Here is a 23,057-nt window from a genome sequence, read left to right as displayed (position 1 = left end):
ACCCATACTCCGTTACTCCATGAAGCTTCTCAAGAATGCCTCCATGCTCGCCCTGTGCCTATTGGGATCGAGTCTTACCCTCACAGCTCAGACTCCCTCGTTTACCCGAGATGCCTCTGTGCACGACCCCTCTGTTATCAAGGTCGGGGATCGATTCTACGTCTATGGCTCGCACGGAGCATCCGCCTACACGGAGGATTTGATGAATTGGACGCAAGTGGCCGTTTCAATGACATCCGGTAACCCAGTTCACTTTACTAGCTGGAAGACAACTTTGTCGGAATTGGTCGAGTGGACCACCGCGGATACTCTTTGGGCTGCGGATGTGTATCAGTTGGACGATGGCAAGTACTACTATTACTACAATGTTTGGACGGACTATCTGAGCTACCGAAGCTATATGGGGGTAGCCGTTTCCGATACGATAGAAGGTCCCTACACCAATGTTGGCGAGATCCTGAAAGGTGGTACGAATGTAGCCGGCTTTGACCCAGCCTACGATCCGAACACCATCGACCCAACTTTGTACCGCGATACTGAGGACAATCTTTGGATGGTTTATGGGTCTTACTCGGGCGGTATTTTCGTACTGGAGATGGACGATACCACTGGGTTGCAAAAGCCAGGCCAGGAGTGGGGCACCAAGCTTTTGGATGGCCGCTATGGATCGATGGAAGGTCCTTTCATGGAGTACAATGAGGACACTGGTTACTACTACCTCTTCCTCTCTTTTGGCGGACTCGCCGCGGCGGACGGATACCAGATGCGGGTATTTAGATCCCAAAGTCCCAATGGTCCTTTCTACGATCCTTCCGGCACGGACATGTCTACTGCATCTTCTTCGACTTGGACCCAAAATGGCTTGAAGCTCGCGGGCGGTTGGCAGTTTAACGCAGTGGATGGCGAGGCGAATCAAAGCCCGACAGGCTACCTTTCGCCGGGGCATAATTCCGTAATGAAGGATCCCGCTAGCGGCAAGTGGTTCAACTTCTTCCATACCCGTTTCGTGGATCGCGGGGAAGCCCACGAGGTTCGGGTGCACCAGTTATTTTTCAATGAAGACGGTTGGCCGGTTATGGCTCCACATCGTTATGCGGGCGAGACGCAAGGCAGTTACTCAGTCGCTGATGTCTCTGGTTCTTACAAGGTCATCAACCACGGTAAAGACGTCACTCGGGAAGCCATTCCCAAGTACGCTACGGTGATCGGTTTGGCTGAAAGTGGCGGGCTTTCCGGCGCCAGCGGATCTTGGGAATTGGTAGACGGCCAAAACATTCGGATCACCATGGACGATGTCTTGTACAAAGGCGTAGTTTGCGAGCAGTGGGACAACGAAAACTCCATGTGGGTGATGGGATTCACAGCTGTTTCGCCTGACGGCGTTGCTATCTGGGGCAGCGAGGTCGCGATAGCGGACCGCACGGGAGACCTGGATCCGCCAGTGCTAGCGCAAATAGACGATACCGCATTGGCCATGGGCGAATCGCTAGATCTTGTTCTAACCAATTTAGCTCCAAATTCAGAGCTCACTCTCGTCTATAAGATTCTGCAAGGGCCGGAAGGCTTGGAAGTGGATTCTCTGACCGGAGCGATCACCTGGACTCCTTTGGTTTCGCAAATGGGACAAGCGTACCCGGTGCAAATTCAAGTCTACGATCTCATCGACCCGAGCTTGATGGATGAGGTTAATTTTTCCGTGTACGCATCGGGCGGATACGAGTTCGAGGAGCTTTTTGTGGATTTCACCTCCGCTGGGTCTGGAGGTATTCTAGACAACGCCGGTAAGAGCACTGGTTTGACCGCACGTCTCAGCGGGACGGGAACGAGTTACTCCAGCAACGATCCAAACTTAACTTTAGACGAGGAAAATGGGCATTTGACCTTGGCCTCGACAGAGACTGATTTCAACGGTCAGGCTGGAGTTGCCGCCGCTTCTGCAGTCGGACTTAAGCTATCAGAAATTGGATACACCGGAGCAGAAGACTTTTCTGTGCGTGCGGATTTCGGCCCTATCGAAGGGTTGGAAAATGTGGATCAGGTCGGCGTATTCGTCGGTTCGTCTGCGACCACATTGACGCGGGCTGGCATTTTCCAAGGAACCGCTGCTCAAGGGCTTGGCGTTCATACGCAAAATGGAACGGACGAAAGCGCTACCTTCGAGCTCTCCACCTACGATCTTAGCGATGGCTTGACGGTGACGATCGCCCGCGAAGCAGGCGAGTGGAGTTACTTGGTAGATGGAGTTGTGGTTAATCCACAATCCGCCAACGCTACCTTCCTCGATGCTTTGTCGGATCTCACGGTGGGCGTTTTCGCCATCAATCCTCTCAACACCAATAGCAAGACTGTGGCAGTCGAGTCGCTTCGCGTGGCGGTACTATCTGACCAGCCACGTGAGACGCTGATCCAGAAGTGGAGAACTGAAAACTTCGGCGCTTCTCCTGCGGAGGGCGTGGCAGGCAACAGCGACGACCCAGATGGAGATGGGCGAAGTAACCTCGTCGAATATGCCCTCGGCACCAATCCGCTCGTGGCGGATGGCGACCCGAATTGGAAGGTGGAGGTCGTGGATGGCAAGCTGGTGTGGACCATCAGTCAGATTGAGGACCCTGCTTTGACCTATGAAGTTAGGGCCAGCGAAACGCCTGCTCTTACCGATTCGGAACTCGTTTGGCGCAGCGGAGCGGGGAATAATCAAGCGGGCCCGGTGGAAGTGGACGCTGATTTGCCGAGCGGCTACGACGCCAAACTTTTCATGCAGCTCAGCGTCGATACCATCGAGGATTAGCGTCCCAGCTCCAAGGCAGCCAAAATGAAGGGGCCGACGCCATGAGCGTCGTCCCTGACAATCGGCTCGCTGATGTAGTAAGCGAAGCTTCCGTCGCGGTAGTGTGGCGTGCCGCCCAGTCCGGCACTGCCGCAAACCCCGTCGAGATGCACCTCGCCATCTTCGTCTACTGTGATTAGCTCGGCCAATACACCGTCGAATGCTTTTTCAGCTAGCTGTTGGTAGGAATTTGCAAGATAGCCGAGGCGAACTCCTTTGGCCGCAGCGTAGGCGAACATACAGGTTCCCGACGCCTCAAGGTAATTGCCTTTTGCCTCAGGGAGGTCGACGACCTGGTACCAGAGCCCGCTGTCATCTTGATGGGCCTCGAGCGCCTGCATGAGTCTTTTCAGGATGGCTTCGAGTTTGGCTATTCCATGGTGCCCCTCAGGCATTTGCTCCAAAGTGTCCACCAGCGCCATGGCGTACCAACCCATAGCTCGGGACCAGAAGTGAGGAGATAGGCCCGTCTCAGGATCCGCCCAAAGCTGTAGTTTGCTCTCGTCCCACGCGTGGTAGAGCAAGCCAGTTTCGGGGTCTCGGACCTTGCTCTCGATCAACACAAATTGCTTTACGATCTGGTCGAAGGCTTCCGCTGGTTCACCGAAGGTAGCCGCATAGCGAGCTTGGTAGGCAGCTCCCATGTAGAGCCCGTCCAGCCACATTTGCCATGGGTAGTAGCGTTTGTGCCAGTAGCCTCCCTCGCTTGTGGTAGGCTGCCACTTGAGCTGCGTCCGAAGGTCTTGCATGGCTTTGAGGTAGCGTGGATCGTCGTAGCGTTCGTAAAGGTCGAAGAGCAGCTTACCCGCATTGACGGAGTCTATATTGAAATCCCAAATGTGGTAATCTTTGATTGCTCCGTTTTCGTCGATGAGTTGGTCGACGTAGGTTTTGACATAGCTGTGCAATGGATCGCCGCCGTGCTTTTGGTGAACGGCTTCGACCGCTCCAAGTGCTAGGCCGTAAGTGTAGCCCCATTTTGGTTCGCTCAATCCCTTGTGCGGCCGCATTGCCCATGCTTCGGGGCTTCGCTTCATCAGCGACTCCGCCATCCGGATCGACCATGGCTGATCCGTGGCAACCGCATTTGCAGGGGTGTCGGCGTTTAGCTTAACCCCCAAAGAGCAGAGATGAGCTATAAAGATAAGTAGGGTGGGAAGGGGGATGTAACGTTTTAGCATGGGTAGGATTTGGTTTCGGGGTTCGGGAAATGTATCGGTTTACCAAATACCGGAATATCGATCTGTTTCCCGTATGTAGCCTAAAGGTAATCGAATAGCATGGTTTTGCGGTTACGGTACACGAGGGAAATCGATACGCGCCGGCAGGCGGCAGCTATTTACCCATGTACTAATTTTGTCGAGCTTTCTGGACGGGTGATGCGGCTTGGTGCAGGCTGCGATCACTGACTTATGGGTAAATCTGTTTTATTGGCAGGAGCGACGGGACTCGTGGGCTCCCAACTTCTGGAGCTCTTGCTCGCGGATGAGCGAATCGATTTGGTTCGATGCGTTAGCCGTCGCCCGCTTGAGGTAAAATCAGAGAAGCTCGAATCCGTAGTTGCCGGTTTTGATTCTATAGGAGAGCTAGCCGAGCTATTCGAGGTTGACACGGTGTTTTGCTGTCTCGGCACGACCATGAAAAAGGCCGGTTCGCGGGAAGCCTTTCGCAAAGTAGATTACGAGTATCCATTGTCGCTTGCCCGGCACGCTCGCCAAGCTGGAGTCGAGCGTTACGTTTTGGTTTCTGCTGCCGGTGCAGATCCGAATTCGCGGATATTCTATAATCGAACTAAGGGTGAAGTGGAGGCTTCTATCGAAGGACTTGGGTTTCCGTCGTTCGATATTTTGAGGCCTAGCTTATTACTCGGCAACCGTGATGAATCGCGGCTGGGAGAAGATTTAGCAAAAGCTGCGAGCCCCTTGCTAAACCTCATTTTGCGGGGACCACTCAGGAAATATAGGCCAATGCCCTCTAGTAAACTGGCAGCCGTAATGGCGGAGTTGCCTTTCAGCCCCATGGGAGGTAAACGTGTCTTCGAGAACGGTCAGATCTTCGAAATGTCGCAAACCGGCCAACCCGTGATAGACCGAACCTAGCCCATGTTTAAAGGAATCCTTATTTCCAAATCCGGAAGCGAACAAAGCGTTGGTTTTGCTCAACTAGACGAGTCCGACCTGCCAGAGGGAGATGTCTTGGTGGATGTCGACTGGTCCACTCTGAATTACAAAGATGCCTTGGCTATCACTGGTAAGGCACCCATCGTGAAGAAGTATCCCATGGTACCCGGTATCGATTTTGCGGGTACGGTTGCGCAAAGCGAAAATGCCTCCTACAAGCCCGGAGACCGAGTTATTTCTACTGGGTGGGGAATCGGAGAAAAGCGTTGGGGCGGCTTTGCCCAAAAAGCTCGAGTCGAGGGTGGAGGCTTGGTTCCGCTGCCTGCCGACTTGGACATGAGACAGGCTATGGGTATCGGCACGGCTGGCCTGACCGCTATGCTCTGCGTGATGAAGCTAGAGTCGCTCGGTCTAACACCTGAGAGTGGGGAAATTCTCGTAACCGGTGCTTCCGGCGGAGTAGGAAGCTTTGCGACCCTGTTGCTTGCTCGAAGAGGCTTTCAAGTGGCTGCGGCTACCGGGAGAAATGGCGAAGAGAGCTATCTTCGCAGGCTCGGGGCCAGTCGTATCGTCGACCGATCTGAACTAGCGATAAAAGGTCCGCTGGGCAGCGAAACGTGGGCAGGAGCCATCGATGTGGTAGGAAGCGAGGTATTGGCGAGTGTGCTTTCGCGGATTTGCTACGGTGGCGTAGTGGCCTGTTGCGGGCTCGCGGGTGGTATGGATCTTCCGGCTACCGTTGCCCCTTTTATCCTGCGTGGCGTCACTCTCGCCGGAGTGGATAGTGTGATGTGCGATCGCGTGACTCGCATGCTGGCTTGGCGTAGGCTTGCAAGAGATCTAGACCTAGGCCTGCTGGATCAGGTGGCGCAAGAGATCGCGTTTTCCGAAGTTATCGAAAAATCGCCGCACATGTTGGCAGGCGAATTGAGGGGTAGAGTAGTCTTTTCGATACCGAGTTGAACAGATCCTCAAAGATCGGCCTGCCGAGCGAACGTTGCTGCTTCTTCGACTAATCTTGTTGTAGGGCGTTCACCAGTGTAGAGCACGAATTGCTCTACTGCTTGCAGGGTCATGACTTCAGCTCCGGTAATCACTGCTTTTCCCAGCTCGCGAGCCAGTTTGATTAGTGGGGTCTCAGCGGGGAGAGCGACCACATCGAAGATCGCTTTTGCGGATGCAATTTGATCTTTCGTGAAGGCCAGATCTTCCGCTTCAGGCCCGCCTCGCATGCCGATAGGGGTAACGTTTATGAGCAGTTCGGGAGTTGAGTCTTCTTCCAACTGGGGCTTCCAATCGTAACCGTACTGTTTTGCGAGCGAAGGACCTTTTTCCGTGTTGCGGGCTATAATGCAGCCATTTTCGAATCCGCAATCTCGCAACGCACAAGCGACCGCTTTGGCCATTCCTCCACTGCCTAGCAGAGCGAAGTCCAGCTTCGGGTCGACGTCGTTAGTTTCCAACAGTGATCGGACCGCGGTATAGTCTGTGTTGTAGCCGACCAAATGATTATCTGTGTTTACGATAGTATTTACCGACTGAATACCCGCTGCGGAAGGATCGATTTCGTCGAGCATGGGCATGCAGTCTTCTTTGAACGGCATCGAGATTGCGCAGCCTCGAACGCTGAGGGCTCTGATACCTCCGATCGCTGCAGCGAGGTCTGTTGTGCTGAACGCCTTGTAGACGTAGTTTAGCCCCAGGGCTCGGTAGAGGTAGTTGTGCAAACGTGTACCCGTATTGCCGGGCCGGGCGGCGAGGGACATGCAGAGTTTTGTGTCTTTGGTGATGTAGTCAGTCATACAGCGGTTTGTTGGCTAGGAGCGTGGAAATTAGTTAATCCGAGTAGGGCGGTCTCTGCACGGATTTTTTGGCGGAATGATGTCATTAAAGAATTGTCAAATATCTGTATTCAAATAGCAGCATGTAGTGTATACTCTTCGCGAACGCCGTAGTTAGTTTCCGAATATGTCTCTCGCCTACAGTCCCGACCGTTCTAAGCCAGTACAGCTCGGCTGGTATTTCGATACGGACATACCGCAGAACCTCTCGCTGATGTTGGAGCAAAAAGCTCGCCGCCATCGCGATGCGCCAGGTTTCATATTCCCGTATCCGGACTATCGGGCAAATGGATCCAATTTCTCGTTCTTAGGATTTGATGAGTTGGCTATCGAGCAAAACGCTTGGGTGAACTACCTCTCTAATCGTGGGGTAAAGCAAGGAGATGTAGTCGTAGTTTGGCTACCGTATAGCGTAAGTCTCGTTACGGTGAGTTACGCCCTTTTTAAGATTGGGGCCCAAGCGGTGATTCTTGATCCCGAGTTTAACTGGAAGGTTGGCTATCGAGATTTACAGAAACTCGATCCACGGCACTTGGTGGGGACTCGCTCTAAACTTTATTATTCCAAGTTTTTCGGAAGTCCGGCAGTAGGTCCGGTCAATCGTATCGAAGTGGAAAATCCACAGAGCAAGGTTGGCTCGGGAATCCGCTCTTTCAAAGCTCGCTCCACATTTTGGGAAAAGCAAGGCGAGGTAACGTTGATGCGGACTGTGGGCCGACGTTGTCAAAAAGCTACTTTCGAGCACGACCAGCTTTGCCGTATGGCAGCCCTCTACAAGGATTGGTTTGGATTGCAGGGAGGTGATCGTTGTTTGCCGGGGAATCTGTTGGAAGCATTGCTCTTTCCCGCCGCTGGCTTGGCAAGCATGATGGTAGTCGATCACTTCTCAGATGAGAGTTACCAGACCGCAAAACTCGTCATGAAAGCGATGGCCCGTTTCGAGGTAGCTCTCGTTTCCGGAAATGCATCGTTCTGGAAAACGGTTTCGCTTTTGGCGGTACGAAAGGAATTCCCGCGCGAGGCTAAGTTCGAAGCGGTTGTGCGAGGAACGCATTATCAAGATTGCGATCTGGATACGCTCAACGCTGCCATGCTGGGAGTTTCGCTCAACCTCGTTTTCGGTTCCTACAACAGCCCCTTTCTCGCTTGTAGAAAATGGAGCCGGCGTAACGAACGGAAGCGAGAGCACGGATTTCGTGGCATTTACCTTGGCAAGCCGTTGCCGGGCTTGGACGTCATCACCCTCCCAACGGGAGAAATCCGTTGGGTGGAAGAGGAGGGGGCCTCTTCTGAAGTGGGCGAAATTGCCGTAGCGAAAAAGGACTTTGTGACATCGGACGAACCAAAGCTTTGGAAGCGATCTGGCGTGCTCGGATTCTTCGATCACGATGGCGAGCTCTGGTATTGCGGCGATACGGAGGATGCGATTGGCACCAGCTTTGGCGGATTTTGTCCGGTTCGTTGCGAAGCAATTTTCAATCAGCACCCAAGAGTTCAAAGGAGCATACTGATTGCCCTACAGAAGAACGGAAAAACGCGTCCTGGTTTGGTTGTGGAAACAAAGGTGGGCGAGCTTCCAAAACGCGGAGTCGAAGAGTCCCGTTTCAAAGCGGAACTTTTGCAGATCGCTGCGGATTGCGAGGAAACGGCTATCGTGCTGGATATCTTTTTCTCCGATAGCCTCCCTTTGGAGGATGGCGGACTTGAATCAGTAGACCGGAAGCGGTTGAGCAAAGAGTACTCCAAGCGGATTCGGCTCTAAATCGTAGCTCTCTCGTTGGGTCGCCGCTGTTAGGTGCTTGAGTAGGAGCGGTTCGAGTGACTCCGTCTTCCTGTTCTGAACGGAGCGAAAGGCTCGGGTGGAGAGGATCTCTGCGAAGTAAGTAGATGCCACTCTTTACGATAAAATGGGGTCCTAGAAAAGACAGGAGAGGGGCTGTGTATCCGTATTGATTTCAGAAAATGCAGTTTTCAGTTGGGATTGGGCTCTAATTTGCTGTGTGGCATGTTTGCGTGAAAAGGGACGAAAAATGATTCAGAGATTTAAGGATAATAATATAAAGTCTTTTTTAAGTTATTTGTTTTTTAGGTTTTCTCAAAAAATTGGAAATCGGATACAACGAAATCTTAATTTTAAAGGTGATTATCAGTTTGTGGATAGGATCCAGGGAGCTGACAAGGTAATGATTATCGTTGCAGGCTATAAGCCTGATTTGTGGGAGATGACAATACCGAGGATGATTAGGGCTGTTAAAGATGCCAAGATAGACGTGTGCATAGTGCAGCCGAAAGCCAATGAGAATTCGCCTAAGCTAATAGAGATCGCGGAAATGAACAGTTGGTCCTATTTGTGTACGGAGGAGAATAAGTTGTCCTTGGCTCAGAATATCGCGATAGATCTTCATAAGGATGCAAAGTATATTTACAAAGTAGATGAAGATATCTTTTTGCCTCAGGGGTTTGTCGATAGCTTCATGAGATATTATTCTATGTCTGATGACGCTGGTTATGACGGAGGCTTGTATGTGCCGCTTCTGAACGTAAATGGGCATACTTACATTAAGCTATTGGAGAAACTTGATTTGATCGATGACTATAGCGAGAAAATCGAAAGTCCCAAAAGCTCCTGTACTAATGTCAAGGCTCACTATGATCCAGAAGCGAGCTACTATTTGTGGAAAAATATCTTACCTTTCGATGAGACTGCTGAAAAGATTTTGAATAGTCCGACTGATATTTCGGTTTGTCCGCACAGATTTTCTATAGGAGCATTTATGATTACTCGAGAATTCTGGTCAGTTGTTGGAGGGTTTAAACAGAGTCCTTTAGAAGCTGTATTGGGTGTAGAGGAAGATCAAATCTGTGTTGATTGCTCGCGGCATTCAAAACCGATAGTTGTTTTTAATAATATACTGGTTGGGCATTTTAGCTTTGGTCCTCAAACGAAGTTTATGACAGAAAAGATTAATGAGCTAAAAGCTATTGATGAGGATTTGGTTGTAGGAGAATTGAATCATAAATGATGGCTGTAGCTGGTTTATTGGAGTCGACGGAATTCTCGGACCAGTTTTAAACAGGCACTTTTTTTGGGGGGTAGTGACGCAATTAACCCCCATGTTACCTTGCCGCCTTGCACTACTACTCTTTTTCCGCAATAAGGGAGGAAGTAGTTTTACCCCCCCCCCCACGCCCTATGATTTGTGCCCCGTCTTATCTGCGCAGCGGAATTGTATCTTCGAAACTTCTTCTCGGGTTTTGCTTCCTACTCGCAGTAGGATTTACCACCGCTCAATCATTGCCGCCTGAAATTGGCGATACGCTTGAACCCGAAGAATTCGTGCCGGATTTTTCCTATGCGGGCTATGGTTTTGGGACTAAGCCGATCCCTGCCTTTGAAGGGGTAACTCTGGACGTGACGGACTTTGGAGCTGTTCCGGATGACGCGATTGATGATACCGAAGCGGTGCAAGAGGCCTTGGCCAAAGCGAGAGAGCTACCGGAAGCGGTTCGGGTTCGTTTTCCAGCAGGCCGTTTTGTGCTGAACGAGATCTTGGAGCTTAACCGTAGCGATTTGCTTCTGTCTGGAGCAGGCGGCGGCGAAGGCGGGACAACTCTCTATTTTTCGCGACCACTCAACATGGTGGGGGATGCCGGCAAGCTCGACGAGCTTCGCACCTACCTTGAACGCTATGACAAACGTCAGCGGGAGCCGAAGCGGAACTTGGATGTTCTTTTTTCGGAGTATTCCTGGACAGGCGGTTTTGTTTGGGTAGGTCGTTCGGGGCACAGAGCGTTTCCGTATTTGGAAGAGCTGGATGAGCCGATTCCTGCGATAACGAAATCTGTATCTGGAAGCAGAGGTGAGTTAACGATCACGGTGGACGATGGATCCGGTCTTTCTACGGGCCAACGTATTCAGATTCTGTGGTACAATCGTGAAGGAGCTGAAGGGCCCCTGCTGAAGGAGATTTACGGTGAGACGGAGCTGGAGATAGGCTCGCATCATTGGAGTTTTCCTGATCGCCCCTTAGTGCGGCAACGGACTCAGGTTCTTGAGGTATCCGGAAACCAAGTTCGTATTGCCGACCCGCTTTTGCACAACATTTCCGAATCGGTGCCAGTTGAGTTGGCGGCATGGACTCCTTTGGAACGGGTAGGAATCGAAGACTTACGTTTCGAGTTTCCGGATAGCCACTTTTTTGGCCATCACGTAGAGCAGGGGTACAATGCCATCTACTTGACCGATTTGGTCGACGGCTGGGTTCGCGATGTTCGTTTTCTCAATGCAGATAGCGGAATTCTGACTTACGACAGCGCGAATCTGACTTTGCGAGATATCCAATCCCTAGGGGACCGGGAGGCTCATTATGCGGTGCATATGGGTAGCGTGCACAATGTATTGGCTGAGCGAGTACAGGTTTTCAATCCCGTTATCCACTCTCTCACCTTCAATACTCAGTCTACCCGTTGCGTTTATAAAGACGCACAGGTTTTCGCTGCGGCAGTGTTGGATCAGCATGCGGGTTCGAATCATCAGAATCTCTATGATAACGTTACCCTGCACCTGAGCGCTGAGAAGAAGGATGGAGACTGGATTTATCCTGTTTACGATGGTAGTGGAGCTGGCTACTGGCAGCCTGGTCACGGCCGGTTTAGCACGACTTGGAATTTGAGGGTGCTGGTAGAGGGAGGAATTGGAAGGGAAGAGACGGTGATCCTGCAGGGCTTGGCGGAAGGACCGGATGCCCGGGTTTTTGGCATCTCGGGCAACCGTGAGTTCGAGTTGGACTACTATCCGGCGCCGCTTCTCCGAGCTCTGAACCAACGCCTCGAATCCACACCCTCGCTCTACGAATTTCAGCTTCAAACCCGATTAGCTGAAGGAGAGAGCTGAGAAGCTTTAGCTTGGCGCTGATTTAGCTGTCCGCGCCCCGTGATGTATTTCTTCAAATTCGGAAACTCGACTGGAGTGAAGCGGGCCAAGCGAGGTCTGCTGGGATTGTGCTTGGCTGGTTTGTGCATGGTGCTGAGCGGCTGCGGAGGAAGCTCAGAGGGGGAAGGAGCTTTAGTGGTCGGTACCGAGGCCACTTATCCGCCCTTTGAGATGACCGATGATGCGGGCAATATCATCGGCTTCGATATCGATCTATTGAAAGCGGTTGCCCGGGCCACGGGCTTGGAAGTCGAGTTTCGAGATATGGATTTCGATTCGCTCGTTCCGGCTATCCAGGGAGGAAACATCGACATCGGCGCGTCCGGCATGTCTATCACTCCGCTCAGATTGAAGCAGATCGATTTTTCGGATCCCTACATCGAAGCCGGTTTGGTTGTCGCTGTGGGAGGCTCATCGCAAGGAATTACTGGTGTGGATGACTTGAAAGGAAAGAGAGTCGCGGTGCAGCAGGGCACAACCGGGGCGGCCAAGTCGGAGGAGCTTTTGGCCGCTGGCAAGATCGGCAGCCTCAAATATTTTCCCAATGTCTCCGTCGCCATGATGGAACTACTAAATGGCGCTGTGGACGCAGTGATTAATGACAAGCCCGTGACCCAAGCCTTCGTGGCGAAACATCCCGGAAAGATTAAGATCGTGGGCGGCACCTTGGCCAGCGACGAGTATGGCTTCGCTATCGCGAAGGGACGTGAGGAATTGTTGAGCCAGATCAACGAGGGATTGCGATTGGTCAAAGAGAGCGGCGAATTCGATGCCCTGATCGCCAAGTACTTTTCATCCGCTGAGGAGTAATGCTAGCGGACCTTTTTGAACATTTAGCCGGGAGCCTGCCCTATCTGCTCAAGGGCGCGATCTACACGGTCGTGGTCGCTCTATTGGCGATGGGACTCGGCTTCCTGCTGGGACTATTCGTTTGTTTGGGGAAGATCTCCAGTAAGCGAGCTTTGCGTGTTTTGTGTTCTGGATACATCGACATTTTTCGCGGCACGCCGCTTTTGGTGCAGATCCTGTTTATCTACTTTGGTTTCCCCAGTCTCTTGCAGCAAATACTTGGCAGACCGGTACCTTTCGACCCGCTTATCGCAGGCACAGTAGCATTTACTTTGAATGCGGCGGCTTACATGGCGGAGATCATTCGGGCGGGAATCGAATCGTTGGGAAAAGGGCAATTCGAAGCCTCGTATTCTCTCGGTATGAGCTATGGGCAAACCATGCGGCACGTCATCCTGCCGCAAGCGATCCGGCGCATGATACCCGCTTTCGGAAACGAGTTTGTGACCCTGCTCAAAGATACCTCGCTGCTTTCGGCAATCGCGGTGACGGAGATTGTTAAGGAGGGCCGTCTGTACATTTCCCGCACCTACGCCGCGTTTCCAACCTACTTCGCGATCGCCTTGGTCTACTTCGTCCTCACCTTCCTGGCAACGCGACTATTCAACGGATTGGAAAGGAGGATGAAGATCAGTGATTGAGGTCGAAAATCTGCATAAGTCCTTCGGCGACTTGGAAGTCCTGAAAGGGATCGATTGTCGAATCGAGGAGGGAGAAGTCGTATGTCTTATCGGTCCCTCCGGTTCAGGTAAGAGTACCCTGCTCCGCTGTATCAATCTCTTGGAGACGCCGACCTCGGGTGACATCAAGCTGGAAGGAAAGTCCTATCTCTCCAAGCCTAAGGAGGCTCGGGAGTTGCGGAGTCGAGTGGGCATGGTTTTCCAGCACTTCAATCTTTTCCCCCACCTAACTGCCCTCGAAAACGTGACTTTGGCTCCTCTCAAAGCACTCAAGCTATCCAAAGAGCAAGCGGAGGTAGAAGGCTTGAAGTTGCTCGAGCAAGTTGGGCTGGCCTCTAAGGCCTCGACTTATCCGGGGGCGTTATCGGGTGGCCAAAAACAGCGAGTCGCAATTGCCCGAGCTCTGGCGATGAAGCCCAAGGTCATGCTATTCGATGAGCCGACTTCTGCTCTCGATCCCGAAGTGGTGGGAGAGGTTTTGGCAGTCATGAAACGACTGGCCTTGGATGGTATGACCATGGTGGTGGTCACGCACGAGATGGGCTTTGCTCGCGAAGTCGCCAACCGCGTGGTCTTCATGGCGGACGGAAAGATCGTGGAAGAGGGCGAGGCGCGAACCTTCATGAGCGCTCCCCAGACGGAGAGAGCCAAAGCCTTTCTTAAGTCACAGCTCTAATCGCGAGGAATGGCCTCTTTAGCGAGGCCTTCCGCAGGGTCGATTAGGTGGAGGACATTCCGCGGTACAGGTCGACTACGCGCTGGCTTTGCTCGCGACGTGCGGTTTCCAAGGTCGATCTGGCGATCTTGTAGTCCTCGGACTCGCCCGGCGTGTTGCGGCAATGCTCTAGCAAGACCGCGTAGAGGAACTTGAAGGCGTCGCGTGGTTGGTGCATCTGATCCAGTGCGTCGATCAAGTCCTCGCTGGTAACCTCGTCATCGAAGAGGGCATCGAGTGAGTGGGCAGAAGCCTGTCCCCCGCCTTGGCAGTTTTTGAAGCGCCAGTTGCAAAGGTCGTAGAGCGATGTGCCGGTCCATTTGAGAGGATTTACAACATTCTGCTTATCTAAGCGGGCTTGGCGTTTGAATTCCGTATCTTCAGCCAGAAGCATCTGGCTCAGCTCGATGGGCAAAAGCATTTTGATGCCGATTCCTTCCTGTTGGAGGAACTTGTTGTTCAGCATGGGCCAAACGATCTGCTTAATCCTCTTGGCGTCTCCATTGACTAGCACCGGCTCGTCCACGCGGTCCACGAGCGTGATTAGGCTGGAGTAGCCCAGCTCTGAGAGAATGCCCAGCAGGCGTCCGGTCAGGTCGTAGCGGCTGTCTTGATCTCCCTTGGCTGGAAGGGGCTGGGAGGCTAGTTCGCTGGAGCTGACGTCCCATAGCTGCTGGGTGGTGGTGCCAGGCTCGCGGTGGAGGACGCGGATCTCGCGTTCGATTTGCTTGCCGCGCTTTCCGTTTTTCCAGCTGCGTTTGATCCAGAGATAACCGAGTCCAAGTCCGATCACTCCGCCTGCGAGGGCGGTGGCGATCCACTTCCAGCTAGGGGCTTCCAAGAAATACCAGCCCAGTCCGCCGACTGCTCCGGCTGCCAGAGGCAGCAGGGCCGCGAAACCGTGGGCGGACCTGTCCAAACCAGAGCCCACTCGAAGAAGCCGTAGTAGGCTGCTCCATCTATCGGCGGCGCGACCATGTTTTGGCTGATCGTAGAGCAGGGCCAAGGTTGCGAGATCGAGGCGACGCTGCTGGCTCATTTTCCGCAGGGTTTTCTTCCGCAGTTTGACTTGGGACTTGTCCTTGGAGACGAGGACACTGTCGATCAAGTCGGTTACCGCGAGGGAAAGGATGGCGTCTTGGTGGTCGGAAAGGCGTATGGCTCCCAGCGTCTTCTCCTCGGAGTCGGATTTCAGATTGCTGGCGAGCCGGTCCAGCATCGGATTCAGCTCATCGTAGGAGACGACCCATACCTTGTTGGAATCGCGGCCTGAGTTGAAGTCTGCGAGACGTCTTTGGATCATCAGGCGCATGGCCGTTTTTCCGGTACCCTTTTCACCGAATACGATGGTGGTACTCGGATTGGCGGGATCCCCGTAGATCTTCATGAAATCGGGGTGGGTGATGGCTGCCTCTAGCTTACGGTTGTAGACTGAGTCGTTGCGTGCTTCTTCCGCTTGGAAGGGGTGTTCGCTGAGTTTCCAGTGATTGAAAAATTGCTGCAGATCCATAAGAGTCGCTCCGGTAGCGGCAAGGTGGGCCGCTGGTTGAAGAAAGGCCACTCTGGGCGAGTCCTCCCGAATTGCAATCGAGCATTGAGGCTAGGGAGCTTTTAGCGACTTGTTAGCCTCGCTAGAGGGCGTGGGCGGCAATTCTTGCCTCGGAAGAAATTTGGCGTGCTCGGGTGCCAAACAGTCGATTTTCCACTTGGGACGAATGGGTCTCGAGGGGTGATGGGGGCGTCGAAATCAAAATGCAGGAACAGTATGAATACGTTTTAAATACTGTAAAAAATACTTATAACAGGATCCGTGGCGGTTTGGATGCTTGGTAGGCCCCGGCAGGGGAACCCTGTCGAAGTAATAACCAAACAACTAAGAACCAATGAATGGAATAAACGGGTATGGTGATCAGAACATGATCCAATTCGCCCGCATGCGGGAGCAGCAGAACTTTGCTTCCCAGGCGGACTCGGATGGAGATGGTTCGATTAGCCAAACTGAGTTTTCGAGCGCGCTGTCTAGTATCAGCGACTCGGATACTAGTTCATCCATGTCGTTCGGTGACTACGATACCGACGGCGATGGACTGCTGAGCCAATCCGAGGCGAGTGCAGTCGATCAAAGCTATGCCCAGGATATGGGCATAATGCGCATGGCAGGAATGCAGATGCGTGGAATGGGCGGTTCTCCTGATATGTTCAGCGATTTGCAGGACATGATGGGAACTGAAGAAAACGCGGATGGCATATCTGCGGATTCGTTTAGCGAATTGCTAACTGATCATGGCGTTTCCGCCGAGCAAGCTGAGAGCTTGTTCAGTGAATTCGACACGGATGGGGATGGCATCTTGAGCGAAACGGAACTGGCCACTGCGGAAGAGAACCAAGCGGGAGCTATGGCAGGGGGGCCTCCTCCGGGACCTCCTCCGGGACCTCCTCCATCGGGAGCAAGCGAGGAGTTATTCAGCGATCTAGAGTCGCTTCTCGACGTCTCCAGTGAGGAATCTGGAGTTTCGGAATCATCGTTTAGTGAATTGTTGTCCGAAAAGGGATTGGATTCCGAAACGATAGATTCGCTCTTCGGAGAGCTCGATGCAGACGGGGATGGCTCGATCAGCGAAGCTGAAATAGCCAGTGCCAAAGAGACGATGCTTGGCGGCGTCGAGGGCATGGCCTCCACGAGTAGCGAGTCTTCCGAAGAAGCTGAGGAAACCTTCGATTCTTTGGATACCAATGAGGACGGTTTCATTAGCCAGGAGGAGTTCGAGGCCGGAATGCCCAGCTTCGGGCAAGAACAGGAACAAGGCTTCCAGATGGGGGCAGGACTTCGTGAGCGCATGCAAGGCGTTTACGGCAGGTCTATGCAGTCCATGGAAGGCGGTGGTTTTGGCTCGAGCATGCTGGGTGGCAGGATCGAGGCAACCGCCTAGTCTGACGGAGCGTTCCTTCTTTGCAGGGGAAGGAACGCTTTTCCTTTTGCAAAAAAGCCTCCTCCGGATTCGGAGGAGGCTCTTTTTGTCTCAAAGGTTGCCAAATCTGTAATCGAAATTTGGATATAGGCCGAGCTGGATCGGGGGGAGTTCAGCAGGCTCCCCCCGATTGTCTCCAACGCTCTCTACAGACGTATGGTGACAGCTTTGGTCTCAGTGTAGAGGTCTATAGCCTCTTTTCCCATCTCTCTACCCCAGCCCGATTGTTTGTACCCTCCAAACGGAAGCGCCGCGTCGAAAATATTATAGCAGTTTATCCAAACGTTTCCGGCCCGGATTACGTTGGCGACCGAGTGGGCCTTGCTGACGTCACGAGTCCAGATACCGGCTGCCAATCCGAAGTCGGTGCCGTTTGCCGCAGCTGCTACGTCTTCGATGCCTTTGAATGGCATGGCGCAGACGACTGGGCCAAAAATCTCTTCTTGGACAATTCGCATGTCGCTGCGTGTATCCACGAAAACCGTTGGCTCTACGAAGTACCCAGTATCTCCGAATCGATTACCTCCGGTTACTGCTCGCGCTCCTTGTTGTTTGCCAGAGTCGAGGAAGCCGCTGACACGGTTGAATTGATCTGTGGATACGAGTGGTCCCATCTGTGTCGCAGCGTCTAGGCCGTTGCCTACTTTGATGTTTTGGGCGAACTCGGCCACGCCTTCTACGACCTTGTCGAAGATGCTTTCTTGAACCATGAGGCGCGAACCGGCGCAGCAGCATTGGCCGTGGTTAAAGAAGATAGCGCTGGCGGCTCCCGGAATGGCGAGGTCCAGATCCGCGTCGTCCAATATGATATTGGGCGACTTGCCTCCCAGTTCGAGGGTGACCTTCTTGAGGTTTGTCTCGCCGGCGGCTTTGACGATGAGGCGGCCAATGTCGGTCGATCCAGTGAAGGCTATCTTGTCCACGTCTGGATGGGCGGCTAGGGGAGCACCTGCGGTTTCTCCGAAGCCAGTAACAATATTGACGACTCCCTTAGGAAGGCCGGCTTCCATCATGAGCTCGCCGAGTCGGATGGCGGAAAGTGGAGTTTCTTCTGCTGGTTTCAGCACGATGGTACAGCCTGTGGCGAGGGCGGGACCGAGCTTCCAAGCAGCCATGAGGAGCGGGAAGTTCCATGGGATGATCTGCCCGACTACGCCGACCGGCTCTTTTTTGGTATAGGTGTGGAATTGCTCACCTGGCATGTAAGGGACAGAGATGGAGATGCTGTCGCCATTGATCTTGGTCGCCCAACCAGCCATGTAGCGGAAAAGGTCGACGGCGAGGGCGACGTCTGCCGCTTTGGCGACGGTGATTGGCTTGCCGTTATCCAAGGCTTCTAGCTCTGCGAATTGGTCGGCGTTTTCCTCCAGCAGGTCCGCTATTTTCCAGATGATCTTGCTGCGATCCGAGGGTGTCATGCGTGCCCAAGGTCCGCTCTCGAAGGCGCGTCGAGCTGCTTTAACGGCTAGGTCGATATCTGCGGCCTGACCATCGGTCACTCGAGCGATGACTTCCTCGGTGGCAGGGTTTCGGACTTCGAAGGTTCCTCCCGACACGGAGTCTTGCCACTCGCCGTCGATGAGCAGCTTTTTCGGGGTGGAGAGGTATAGATCGTTTTTAGAGCTGATGGAGTATTGGGATTCTAGGGTACTATTCATACTTATTTTTGGGTTGATGGGGTGATGCTGATTTCCAGAGGACTCGCCCCGCGAATGTTCTGTCAGACGAGCGACAGGACGGCCTCCTTCGTTTCGCACGCATTTAGCACCGGTGGTGCCAACCGCTGGTTTTCTCATCGAGTTTGGACTGCCTGCCCAACGTAAGTAGCCAAGCATCAAGGAGAACTGATATAGATAATTAGGACGGATAATGGGATCGACTTATTCTGGCTGGCGCTGCAAGGTGTTGCATAATCCAGCAGTCGGCCGTGCAAACGCCGTTGCGTGCAACACCCCAAACCCAATTACCATGATTTCATCAACCGCGTTGTCGCGAGTTCGACAGAAGTTTTTAGCAGACGGAAATATCGAAGCGGGAATTGTGTCTGCCCCCATTCTGAGATCTTGGAAACGTTGCTCTAATGTCGGGCTTGTATCGGAGGAAACGCCTAGCTCTCAGGTTCTGACCGCTTCTGAACTAAGGAACGCCATGGAGAGAGATGAAACTCTACTTCGTCTTAGCCGCCCCGAAATCGAAGGATTATATGCAAACGCCAAAGCGACCGGCAGCATTATCATTCTGACGGATCGGGATGGATTGATTTTAGATACGATCGGAGACGCTGGTTTTTCGGAAAAGGCGGCCCGCGTATCGCTCCAGCCGGGAGTATCTTGGGGCGAGACTTCTAACGGCACGAATGCGATCGGAACCGCGATCATGGAGAGGGGGCCGGTGGCAGTGCACGGGTCGGAGCACTACTTTGACAAGCAGAGTATTCTAAGTTGTGCAGCTGCTCCCATATTAAGTCCTTTTGGCGACTTGATCGGCGTGCTCGATATCTCAGGACATGCGAGGACCTTGCACACGCATGCGGAAGGGTTGATTCGTCTTTCAGTTAATCAAATCGAGCACCGTCTCTTCGAAAGGGATTTCGATCGATTTCGTATCCTTAGATTCCATACGGATGCGGCAATGGTGGGGACGGTGAGAGAAGGACTGCTCGCGTTTGAAGGAGATGTGCTGGCGGCGGCCAATCGTAGGGGGCTCGCTTCGCTTGGATTAGACTGGGAAGCTATTGGTAGAAAGAAATTTGGGGAATTGTTCTCCTCGAAAGTTTCCCCTTCAAATGAAGATTCGGTAATTCGTAGCCGGGAAGGACAGAGATTTCATGGCCGGATTCGGGAAACCGGAAGAGCACATAAAACTTCGGTTTTCTTCTCACAAACTCCAGTCCAGAGGCCAATCGTCCGAAGCGTTGAACCTTATTTTGATGAGGACACGGGGCTTGCCCTGAAAAGAGCAGTGCGGCTAACGGATGGGAACGTGCCTGTTCTGATTCATGGCGAAACTGGCACAGGTAAGGAGATATTCGCTAGGGCCATACACGGACTTTGCGCCCGCAAGAATAAGCCGTTTGTTGCGGTCAATTGCGCAGCCTTGCCGGAGTCGCTCATAGAGTCGGAGCTATTTGGATACGAAGAAGGCGCTTACACTGGAGCTCGCAAGAAGGGGTCTCTCGGGCTGTTGCGCGAGGCTCATGGAGGGGTGCTCTTTTTGGATGAGATCGGTGATATGCCAATTAGCATGCAGGCTCGTTTATTGCGGGCTTTACAGGAACGCGAAGTTCGGCCCTTAGGGAGTTCCAAGTCTGTACCTGTTGATTTCTGTTTGCTTTGCGCGACGCATCGTAACCTGAGGGAATTGTCGCAGTCTGGTTCTTTTCGTTCCGACCTCTATTACCGGATAGCCCAATATACTGTATCCCTTAAGCCAGTACGTGATTTGTCGAATCGCCGCAATATCTTGGATGTTTTTTGGAGGCAGCTGGGCGGTCGTGAGCGGTCGGTTGTTTTGGATGAAAAGGTGAGAGACTCTTTGGTATCGTACGATTGGCCTGGGAATTTTAGAGAATTTGTAAGTGCTCTCCAAGCCTTACTCGTATTGGCCGAGTCGGGGGAGATTTTGTCCGTTGATGCGTTGCCGGCCCATTTGAGGCAAGTCGCTGAGGAGTATTCAGAAAATGGAAACAGCAAGAGAGAGCCTGGTGCGCAAAAGTCTTTGAAGTGTTTGACCAAGGACCTGATGCAGAAAACTCTAGACGAGTGCTCGGGAAATGTTTCTCAAGCGGCTCGCAAGTTAGGTGTGAATCGTAGCACCCTTTACCGAAGGTTGAAATTCGCTGACAATTGAGGCTTCGAGCAACGGGGAAGGGACCGATAGCCTAGGTTCGCAACATCAGGGTGGCGCGGAATTCGCATTTTCGGAGACTATGAGTATTCCGAAAACCAAATACATTCCACCCGTGGTCTTGATTGTCGGAGCCATCGTCTTGGCGCTTGTCTTCTCTGAAGACGAGTTGAGGGGCAAAGCATCCTACTATTCTGATGCTCTTCAAGGAAGCCCTACAGCGAGCGGTGAACCCTATGATCCTGGCGAGTATACAGCGGCCCACAGAGAGTTAGACTTCGGTACTGAAGTCGAGGTGACATATCCGGAGACGGGCGAATCCGTTATTGTTGTCATCAATGACCGAGGACCACACACGGATGATCGAATTATCGATTTGTCCAAGGCCGCGGCCCAAGAAATAGGCTTGATTGACGATGGAGTCGGTACGGTAGAGCTGCGGCCGCTCGATTAGTGGTCTTGCGCATTGCAGAACTGACCGTGCGAATTTCAAGAGTGTGACGCTTGTGTCTGACTTTTTCCCCGTTGTTGAAGTTTGCTTTACTTTGAGTTCTTAGATTTTTGAAATAAAAATTCATCCGTTATCTGGATACGAATTCGTTCAAAAGCCTGCACAATCTCTCGATGTCATTCGCTTGATGATCTGCTGAGAGGATAATTCGATTGATCGTATGCCCGCTATGAGCGGGATATTCGAAGCTAGTGATGAGGGTATCTAGCTCCTCTAGATATCGAGAGATTCCCTCGCAATCGCAGGTGTACGCAGGATGGCCTTGATTGCGGTGGAGCCACGATATTCCGACCGTCCCCCTTTCGAATACAGCTAGATTTTCCTGCAGTTTCTCGAATTGAGTCCTCCTAAGGGCTACTGTCTCCAGTAAGGTTTGCAGACTCGCTGGTGAAGCAGGGGAGGCGCTCGAGTAGATCGGGTTTTTCTTCAGGTCCGAAATCCTTTTTGACGATGCCAAAACAACTCCGGCTTGTGTGGCCAATCCCTTGTTGAGCGATCCGCAAACGATCAGCTCTGTTGGCTCAAGTTTTCGAAGCGCATGGCTGGAGCCTATCCCGTCTTCTCCTATGACTCCGAACCCGTGGGAATCGTCCACCACAAGAATGAGGCGATCCAGAGGGAGCTTCGCCAGTTCGCTAAAGCTTGGATAGTGAAGACCTCTGAAGTCTATGCTGTCCAACATAACAACGGGGGGAAGGGCATCTGTTTCCTCTTTGTTCAGTTTTTCGCGGAGGGTTTCGAAATCGAGCGATAATTTCTCCGTGAAACCATTGCTCAGGGACGCGTGCGCTCCCTTCACTTGATAGGTGGTGTGACCCTTGGCGGCCAAGGTTTGGCAGACTAATTGGCTCGCTAGATATCCGGATGAGAGCGTCAGGGCTTCTTCATGCCCGAGCCAGTCTGCCAGCAGAGATTCTACTTCGTTGTACACGGGAAACCTAACGTTCGCTTCCCGTGAGGCACCGTAGGCGGTTCCGAACCTGAGAACGTTCTCGATGTAACGCTCTTGGAATTCGGGAAGCGTTTGTAGGCCAAGATAAGCGGTGCCGCCGAAGTAGTTCCAAATTTTTCCCTCTGCAGAGGCTGTTCGGGTTAAGGGTGCATTCAAGTCGATGGGTTCCACGCTGCGGTTTTGCTAAGGTCTTTTAAACAAGGGTTTTGCTCGAATCGGTTAGGGAATTATTTGAGTTGGGAGCAGTTTTTTTGCCCAGTCAGTTTTGTCTCTCTTTTTCGTAAGGCCCCTCAGTGAGCTTCTTCCTACATTGACCTCAGGCCTAGAGAGTGTCATGGGAAAGGTCCCCTTTATGATGAACCGTTTCCTGAGGCGAATCGTTCTGTCCTGCTGGCTTGCAGCCACTGCTCTTTCGTTGGGGCAGAGCGAATTCGATCAAGCTCCAGCTTTGAGGTCCGTCCTTCTGACCTTGGACCAATTCATGATGGCTGGGAAAGAAGGGGACCCTCGCCGAGGCGCCAATCTTCTGGATCGCTACGAGTACAGTCCCCGCAAGGTAGAGCGAGGCGTGGATGAATTTTACGAGGAGCATCAAGAGCTTTTGGTCGGCTACGTTTCGATGTCCCGTGACATCTATGGTTATGAGATTCAAGAAAACGGATATCGGGGGCCAAATCTCGTATTGGAAGGAAGAGTTGAAACTCGAGCTGGATTTAGCCATGAGTTCTCCGCGAGACTGGTGCTTCGAGATCAGCGCTGGAGAATCCTGACACTGGAGATTGATTAGCCCAATGCTGGGACCCTCTCATGTTGA

Annotated in this window: 18 protein-coding genes; 13 read left to right on the top strand and 5 right to left on the bottom strand. The window is 52.7% G+C overall.

All coding sequences use genetic code 11. The features are described from left to right. Positions 1-19 precede the first annotated feature (19 nt). Positions 20-2,788: a glycoside hydrolase family 43 protein gene (locus tag H5P27_RS11800; protein WP_185660591.1), complete on the top strand. Its 2,769-nt coding sequence runs from the start codon at positions 20-22 to the stop codon at positions 2,786-2,788. Here the strand turns inward: H5P27_RS11800 and H5P27_RS11795 are convergent. After that, the gene (locus H5P27_RS11795; RefSeq protein ID WP_185660590.1) at positions 2,785-4,008 is read right to left on the bottom strand and encodes a glycoside hydrolase family 88/105 protein; all 1,224 of its coding nucleotides are present in this window, start codon (positions 4,006-4,008) and stop codon (positions 2,785-2,787) included. The two genes, H5P27_RS11800 and H5P27_RS11795, sit on opposite strands and share 4 nt — an antisense overlap. A gap of 231 nt (positions 4,009-4,239) precedes the next feature. On the opposite strand from H5P27_RS11795, the gene H5P27_RS11790 reads away from it, so the two are divergent. Together H5P27_RS11790 and acuI are read left to right on the top strand one after the other, a co-directional pair. Beyond that, the gene (locus H5P27_RS11790) at positions 4,240-4,926 is read left to right on the top strand and encodes an oxidoreductase (protein ID WP_185660589.1); all 687 of its coding nucleotides are present in this window, start codon (positions 4,240-4,242) and stop codon (positions 4,924-4,926) included. Positions 4,927-4,929: 3 nt separating this feature from the next. Next, entirely contained in the window at positions 4,930-5,910 is a 981-nt protein-coding gene (acuI, locus tag H5P27_RS11785) for an acrylyl-CoA reductase (NADPH) (protein WP_185660588.1), read from the top strand. A gap of 8 nt (positions 5,911-5,918) precedes the next feature. On the opposite strand, the gene H5P27_RS11780 is transcribed toward acuI, so the two are convergent. Next, positions 5,919-6,749: a shikimate 5-dehydrogenase gene (locus H5P27_RS11780; protein ID WP_185660587.1), complete on the bottom strand. Its 831-nt coding sequence runs from the start codon at positions 6,747-6,749 to the stop codon at positions 5,919-5,921. Positions 6,750-6,915: 166 nt separating this feature from the next. Between H5P27_RS11780 and H5P27_RS11775 the strand changes: the two genes are divergently transcribed. From H5P27_RS11775 to H5P27_RS11750, 6 genes are all read left to right on the top strand, one after another. After that, a complete protein-coding gene (locus H5P27_RS11775; RefSeq protein WP_185660586.1) occupies positions 6,916-8,550 on the top strand; it encodes an AMP-binding protein in 1,635 nt (544 codons plus the stop codon). A 268-nt stretch (positions 8,551-8,818) separates the two neighbouring features. After that, entirely contained in the window at positions 8,819-9,811 is a 993-nt protein-coding gene (locus H5P27_RS11770) for a hypothetical protein (protein WP_185660585.1), read from the top strand. A 170-nt stretch (positions 9,812-9,981) separates the two neighbouring features. Next, on the top strand, positions 9,982-11,682 hold the full coding sequence (locus tag H5P27_RS11765) for a glycosyl hydrolase family 28-related protein (protein ID WP_185660584.1): 1,701 nt from the start codon (positions 9,982-9,984) through the stop codon (positions 11,680-11,682). Between the two features lie 42 nt (positions 11,683-11,724). Continuing rightward, positions 11,725-12,531, top strand: a complete 807-nt coding sequence (locus H5P27_RS11760; RefSeq protein WP_185660583.1) for a basic amino acid ABC transporter substrate-binding protein — start codon at positions 11,725-11,727, stop codon at positions 12,529-12,531. Next, a complete protein-coding gene (locus H5P27_RS11755; RefSeq protein WP_185660582.1) occupies positions 12,531-13,211 on the top strand; it encodes an amino acid ABC transporter permease in 681 nt (226 codons plus the stop codon). The genes H5P27_RS11760 and H5P27_RS11755 overlap by 1 nt, the downstream gene beginning before the upstream one ends. After that, positions 13,204-13,926 (top strand): ATP-binding cassette domain-containing protein, encoded by a 723-nt coding sequence (locus tag H5P27_RS11750; protein ID WP_185660581.1) that lies wholly within the window; start codon positions 13,204-13,206, stop codon positions 13,924-13,926. The genes H5P27_RS11755 and H5P27_RS11750 overlap by 8 nt, the downstream gene beginning before the upstream one ends. A 43-nt stretch (positions 13,927-13,969) precedes the next feature. Here H5P27_RS11750 and H5P27_RS11745 read toward each other — a convergent pair whose 3' ends face one another. After that, entirely contained in the window at positions 13,970-15,526 is a 1,557-nt protein-coding gene (locus H5P27_RS11745; RefSeq protein WP_185660580.1) for a hypothetical protein, read from the bottom strand. 322 nt (positions 15,527-15,848) lie between these two features. On the opposite strand from H5P27_RS11745, the gene H5P27_RS11740 reads away from it, so the two are divergent. Then, the gene (locus H5P27_RS11740; RefSeq protein ID WP_185660579.1) at positions 15,849-16,895 is read left to right on the top strand and encodes an EF-hand domain-containing protein; all 1,047 of its coding nucleotides are present in this window, start codon (positions 15,849-15,851) and stop codon (positions 16,893-16,895) included. A 185-nt stretch (positions 16,896-17,080) separates the two neighbouring features. Here H5P27_RS11740 and H5P27_RS11735 read toward each other — a convergent pair whose 3' ends face one another. Continuing rightward, positions 17,081-18,592 (bottom strand): aldehyde dehydrogenase family protein, encoded by a 1,512-nt coding sequence (locus H5P27_RS11735; RefSeq protein WP_185660578.1) that lies wholly within the window; start codon positions 18,590-18,592, stop codon positions 17,081-17,083. Positions 18,593-18,902: 310 nt separating this feature from the next. Here H5P27_RS11735 and H5P27_RS11730 point away from each other — a divergent pair, with 310 nt between their 5' ends. Both H5P27_RS11730 and H5P27_RS11725 read left to right on the top strand, forming a co-directional pair. Further along, the gene (locus H5P27_RS11730) at positions 18,903-20,783 is read left to right on the top strand and encodes a sigma-54-dependent Fis family transcriptional regulator (RefSeq protein ID WP_221774691.1); all 1,881 of its coding nucleotides are present in this window, start codon (positions 18,903-18,905) and stop codon (positions 20,781-20,783) included. Between the two features lie 79 nt (positions 20,784-20,862). Further along, on the top strand, positions 20,863-21,234 hold the full coding sequence (locus H5P27_RS11725; protein WP_185660577.1) for a septal ring lytic transglycosylase RlpA family protein: 372 nt from the start codon (positions 20,863-20,865) through the stop codon (positions 21,232-21,234). 127 nt (positions 21,235-21,361) lie between these two features. Here the strand turns inward: H5P27_RS11725 and H5P27_RS11720 are convergent, their stop codons facing one another. After that, positions 21,362-22,414, bottom strand: coding sequence for a pyridoxal phosphate-dependent aminotransferase family protein (locus H5P27_RS11720; RefSeq protein ID WP_185660576.1), 1,053 nt, complete (start codon positions 22,412-22,414; stop codon positions 21,362-21,364). Between the two features lie 163 nt (positions 22,415-22,577). Here H5P27_RS11720 and H5P27_RS11715 point away from each other — a divergent pair, with 163 nt between their 5' ends. After that, positions 22,578-23,030, top strand: coding sequence for a hypothetical protein (locus H5P27_RS11715; protein WP_185660575.1), 453 nt, complete (start codon positions 22,578-22,580; stop codon positions 23,028-23,030). Positions 23,031-23,057: the final 27 nt, after the last annotated feature.

The organism is Pelagicoccus albus (assembly GCF_014230145.1).
Lineage (GTDB): Bacteria > Verrucomicrobiota > Verrucomicrobiia > Opitutales > Opitutaceae > Pelagicoccus > Pelagicoccus albus.
This window is presented reverse-complemented; position numbering and strand designations above follow the sequence as displayed.

Excerpts from the sequence above, each read along its gene's own strand:
- acuI (WP_185660588.1), top strand. The coding sequence starts at position 4,930 with ATGTTTAAAGGAATCCTTATTTCCAAATCCGGAAGCGAACAAAGCGTT.
- H5P27_RS11725 (WP_185660577.1), top strand. The coding sequence starts at position 20,863 with ATGAGTATTCCGAAAACCAAATACATTCCACCCGTGGTCTTGATTGTC.
- H5P27_RS11740 (WP_185660579.1), top strand. The coding sequence starts at position 15,849 with ATGAATGGAATAAACGGGTATGGTGATCAGAACATGATCCAATTCGCC.
- H5P27_RS11780 (WP_185660587.1), bottom strand. The coding sequence starts at position 6,749 with ATGACTGACTACATCACCAAAGACACAAAACTCTGCATGTCCCTCGCC.
- H5P27_RS11755 (WP_185660582.1), top strand. The coding sequence starts at position 12,531 with ATGCTAGCGGACCTTTTTGAACATTTAGCCGGGAGCCTGCCCTATCTG.
- H5P27_RS11775 (WP_185660586.1), top strand. The coding sequence starts at position 6,916 with ATGTCTCTCGCCTACAGTCCCGACCGTTCTAAGCCAGTACAGCTCGGC.
- H5P27_RS11760 (WP_185660583.1), top strand. The coding sequence starts at position 11,725 with ATGTATTTCTTCAAATTCGGAAACTCGACTGGAGTGAAGCGGGCCAAG.
- H5P27_RS11790 (WP_185660589.1), top strand. The coding sequence starts at position 4,240 with ATGGGTAAATCTGTTTTATTGGCAGGAGCGACGGGACTCGTGGGCTCC.
- H5P27_RS11800 (WP_185660591.1), top strand. The coding sequence starts at position 20 with ATGAAGCTTCTCAAGAATGCCTCCATGCTCGCCCTGTGCCTATTGGGA.
- H5P27_RS11715 (WP_185660575.1), top strand. The coding sequence starts at position 22,578 with ATGGGAAAGGTCCCCTTTATGATGAACCGTTTCCTGAGGCGAATCGTT.
- H5P27_RS11730 (WP_221774691.1), top strand. The coding sequence starts at position 18,903 with ATGATTTCATCAACCGCGTTGTCGCGAGTTCGACAGAAGTTTTTAGCA.
- H5P27_RS11735 (WP_185660578.1), bottom strand. The coding sequence starts at position 18,592 with ATGAATAGTACCCTAGAATCCCAATACTCCATCAGCTCTAAAAACGAT.
- H5P27_RS11770 (WP_185660585.1), top strand. The coding sequence starts at position 8,819 with ATGATTCAGAGATTTAAGGATAATAATATAAAGTCTTTTTTAAGTTAT.
- H5P27_RS11795 (WP_185660590.1), bottom strand. The coding sequence starts at position 4,008 with ATGCTAAAACGTTACATCCCCCTTCCCACCCTACTTATCTTTATAGCT.
- H5P27_RS11765 (WP_185660584.1), top strand. The coding sequence starts at position 9,982 with ATGATTTGTGCCCCGTCTTATCTGCGCAGCGGAATTGTATCTTCGAAA.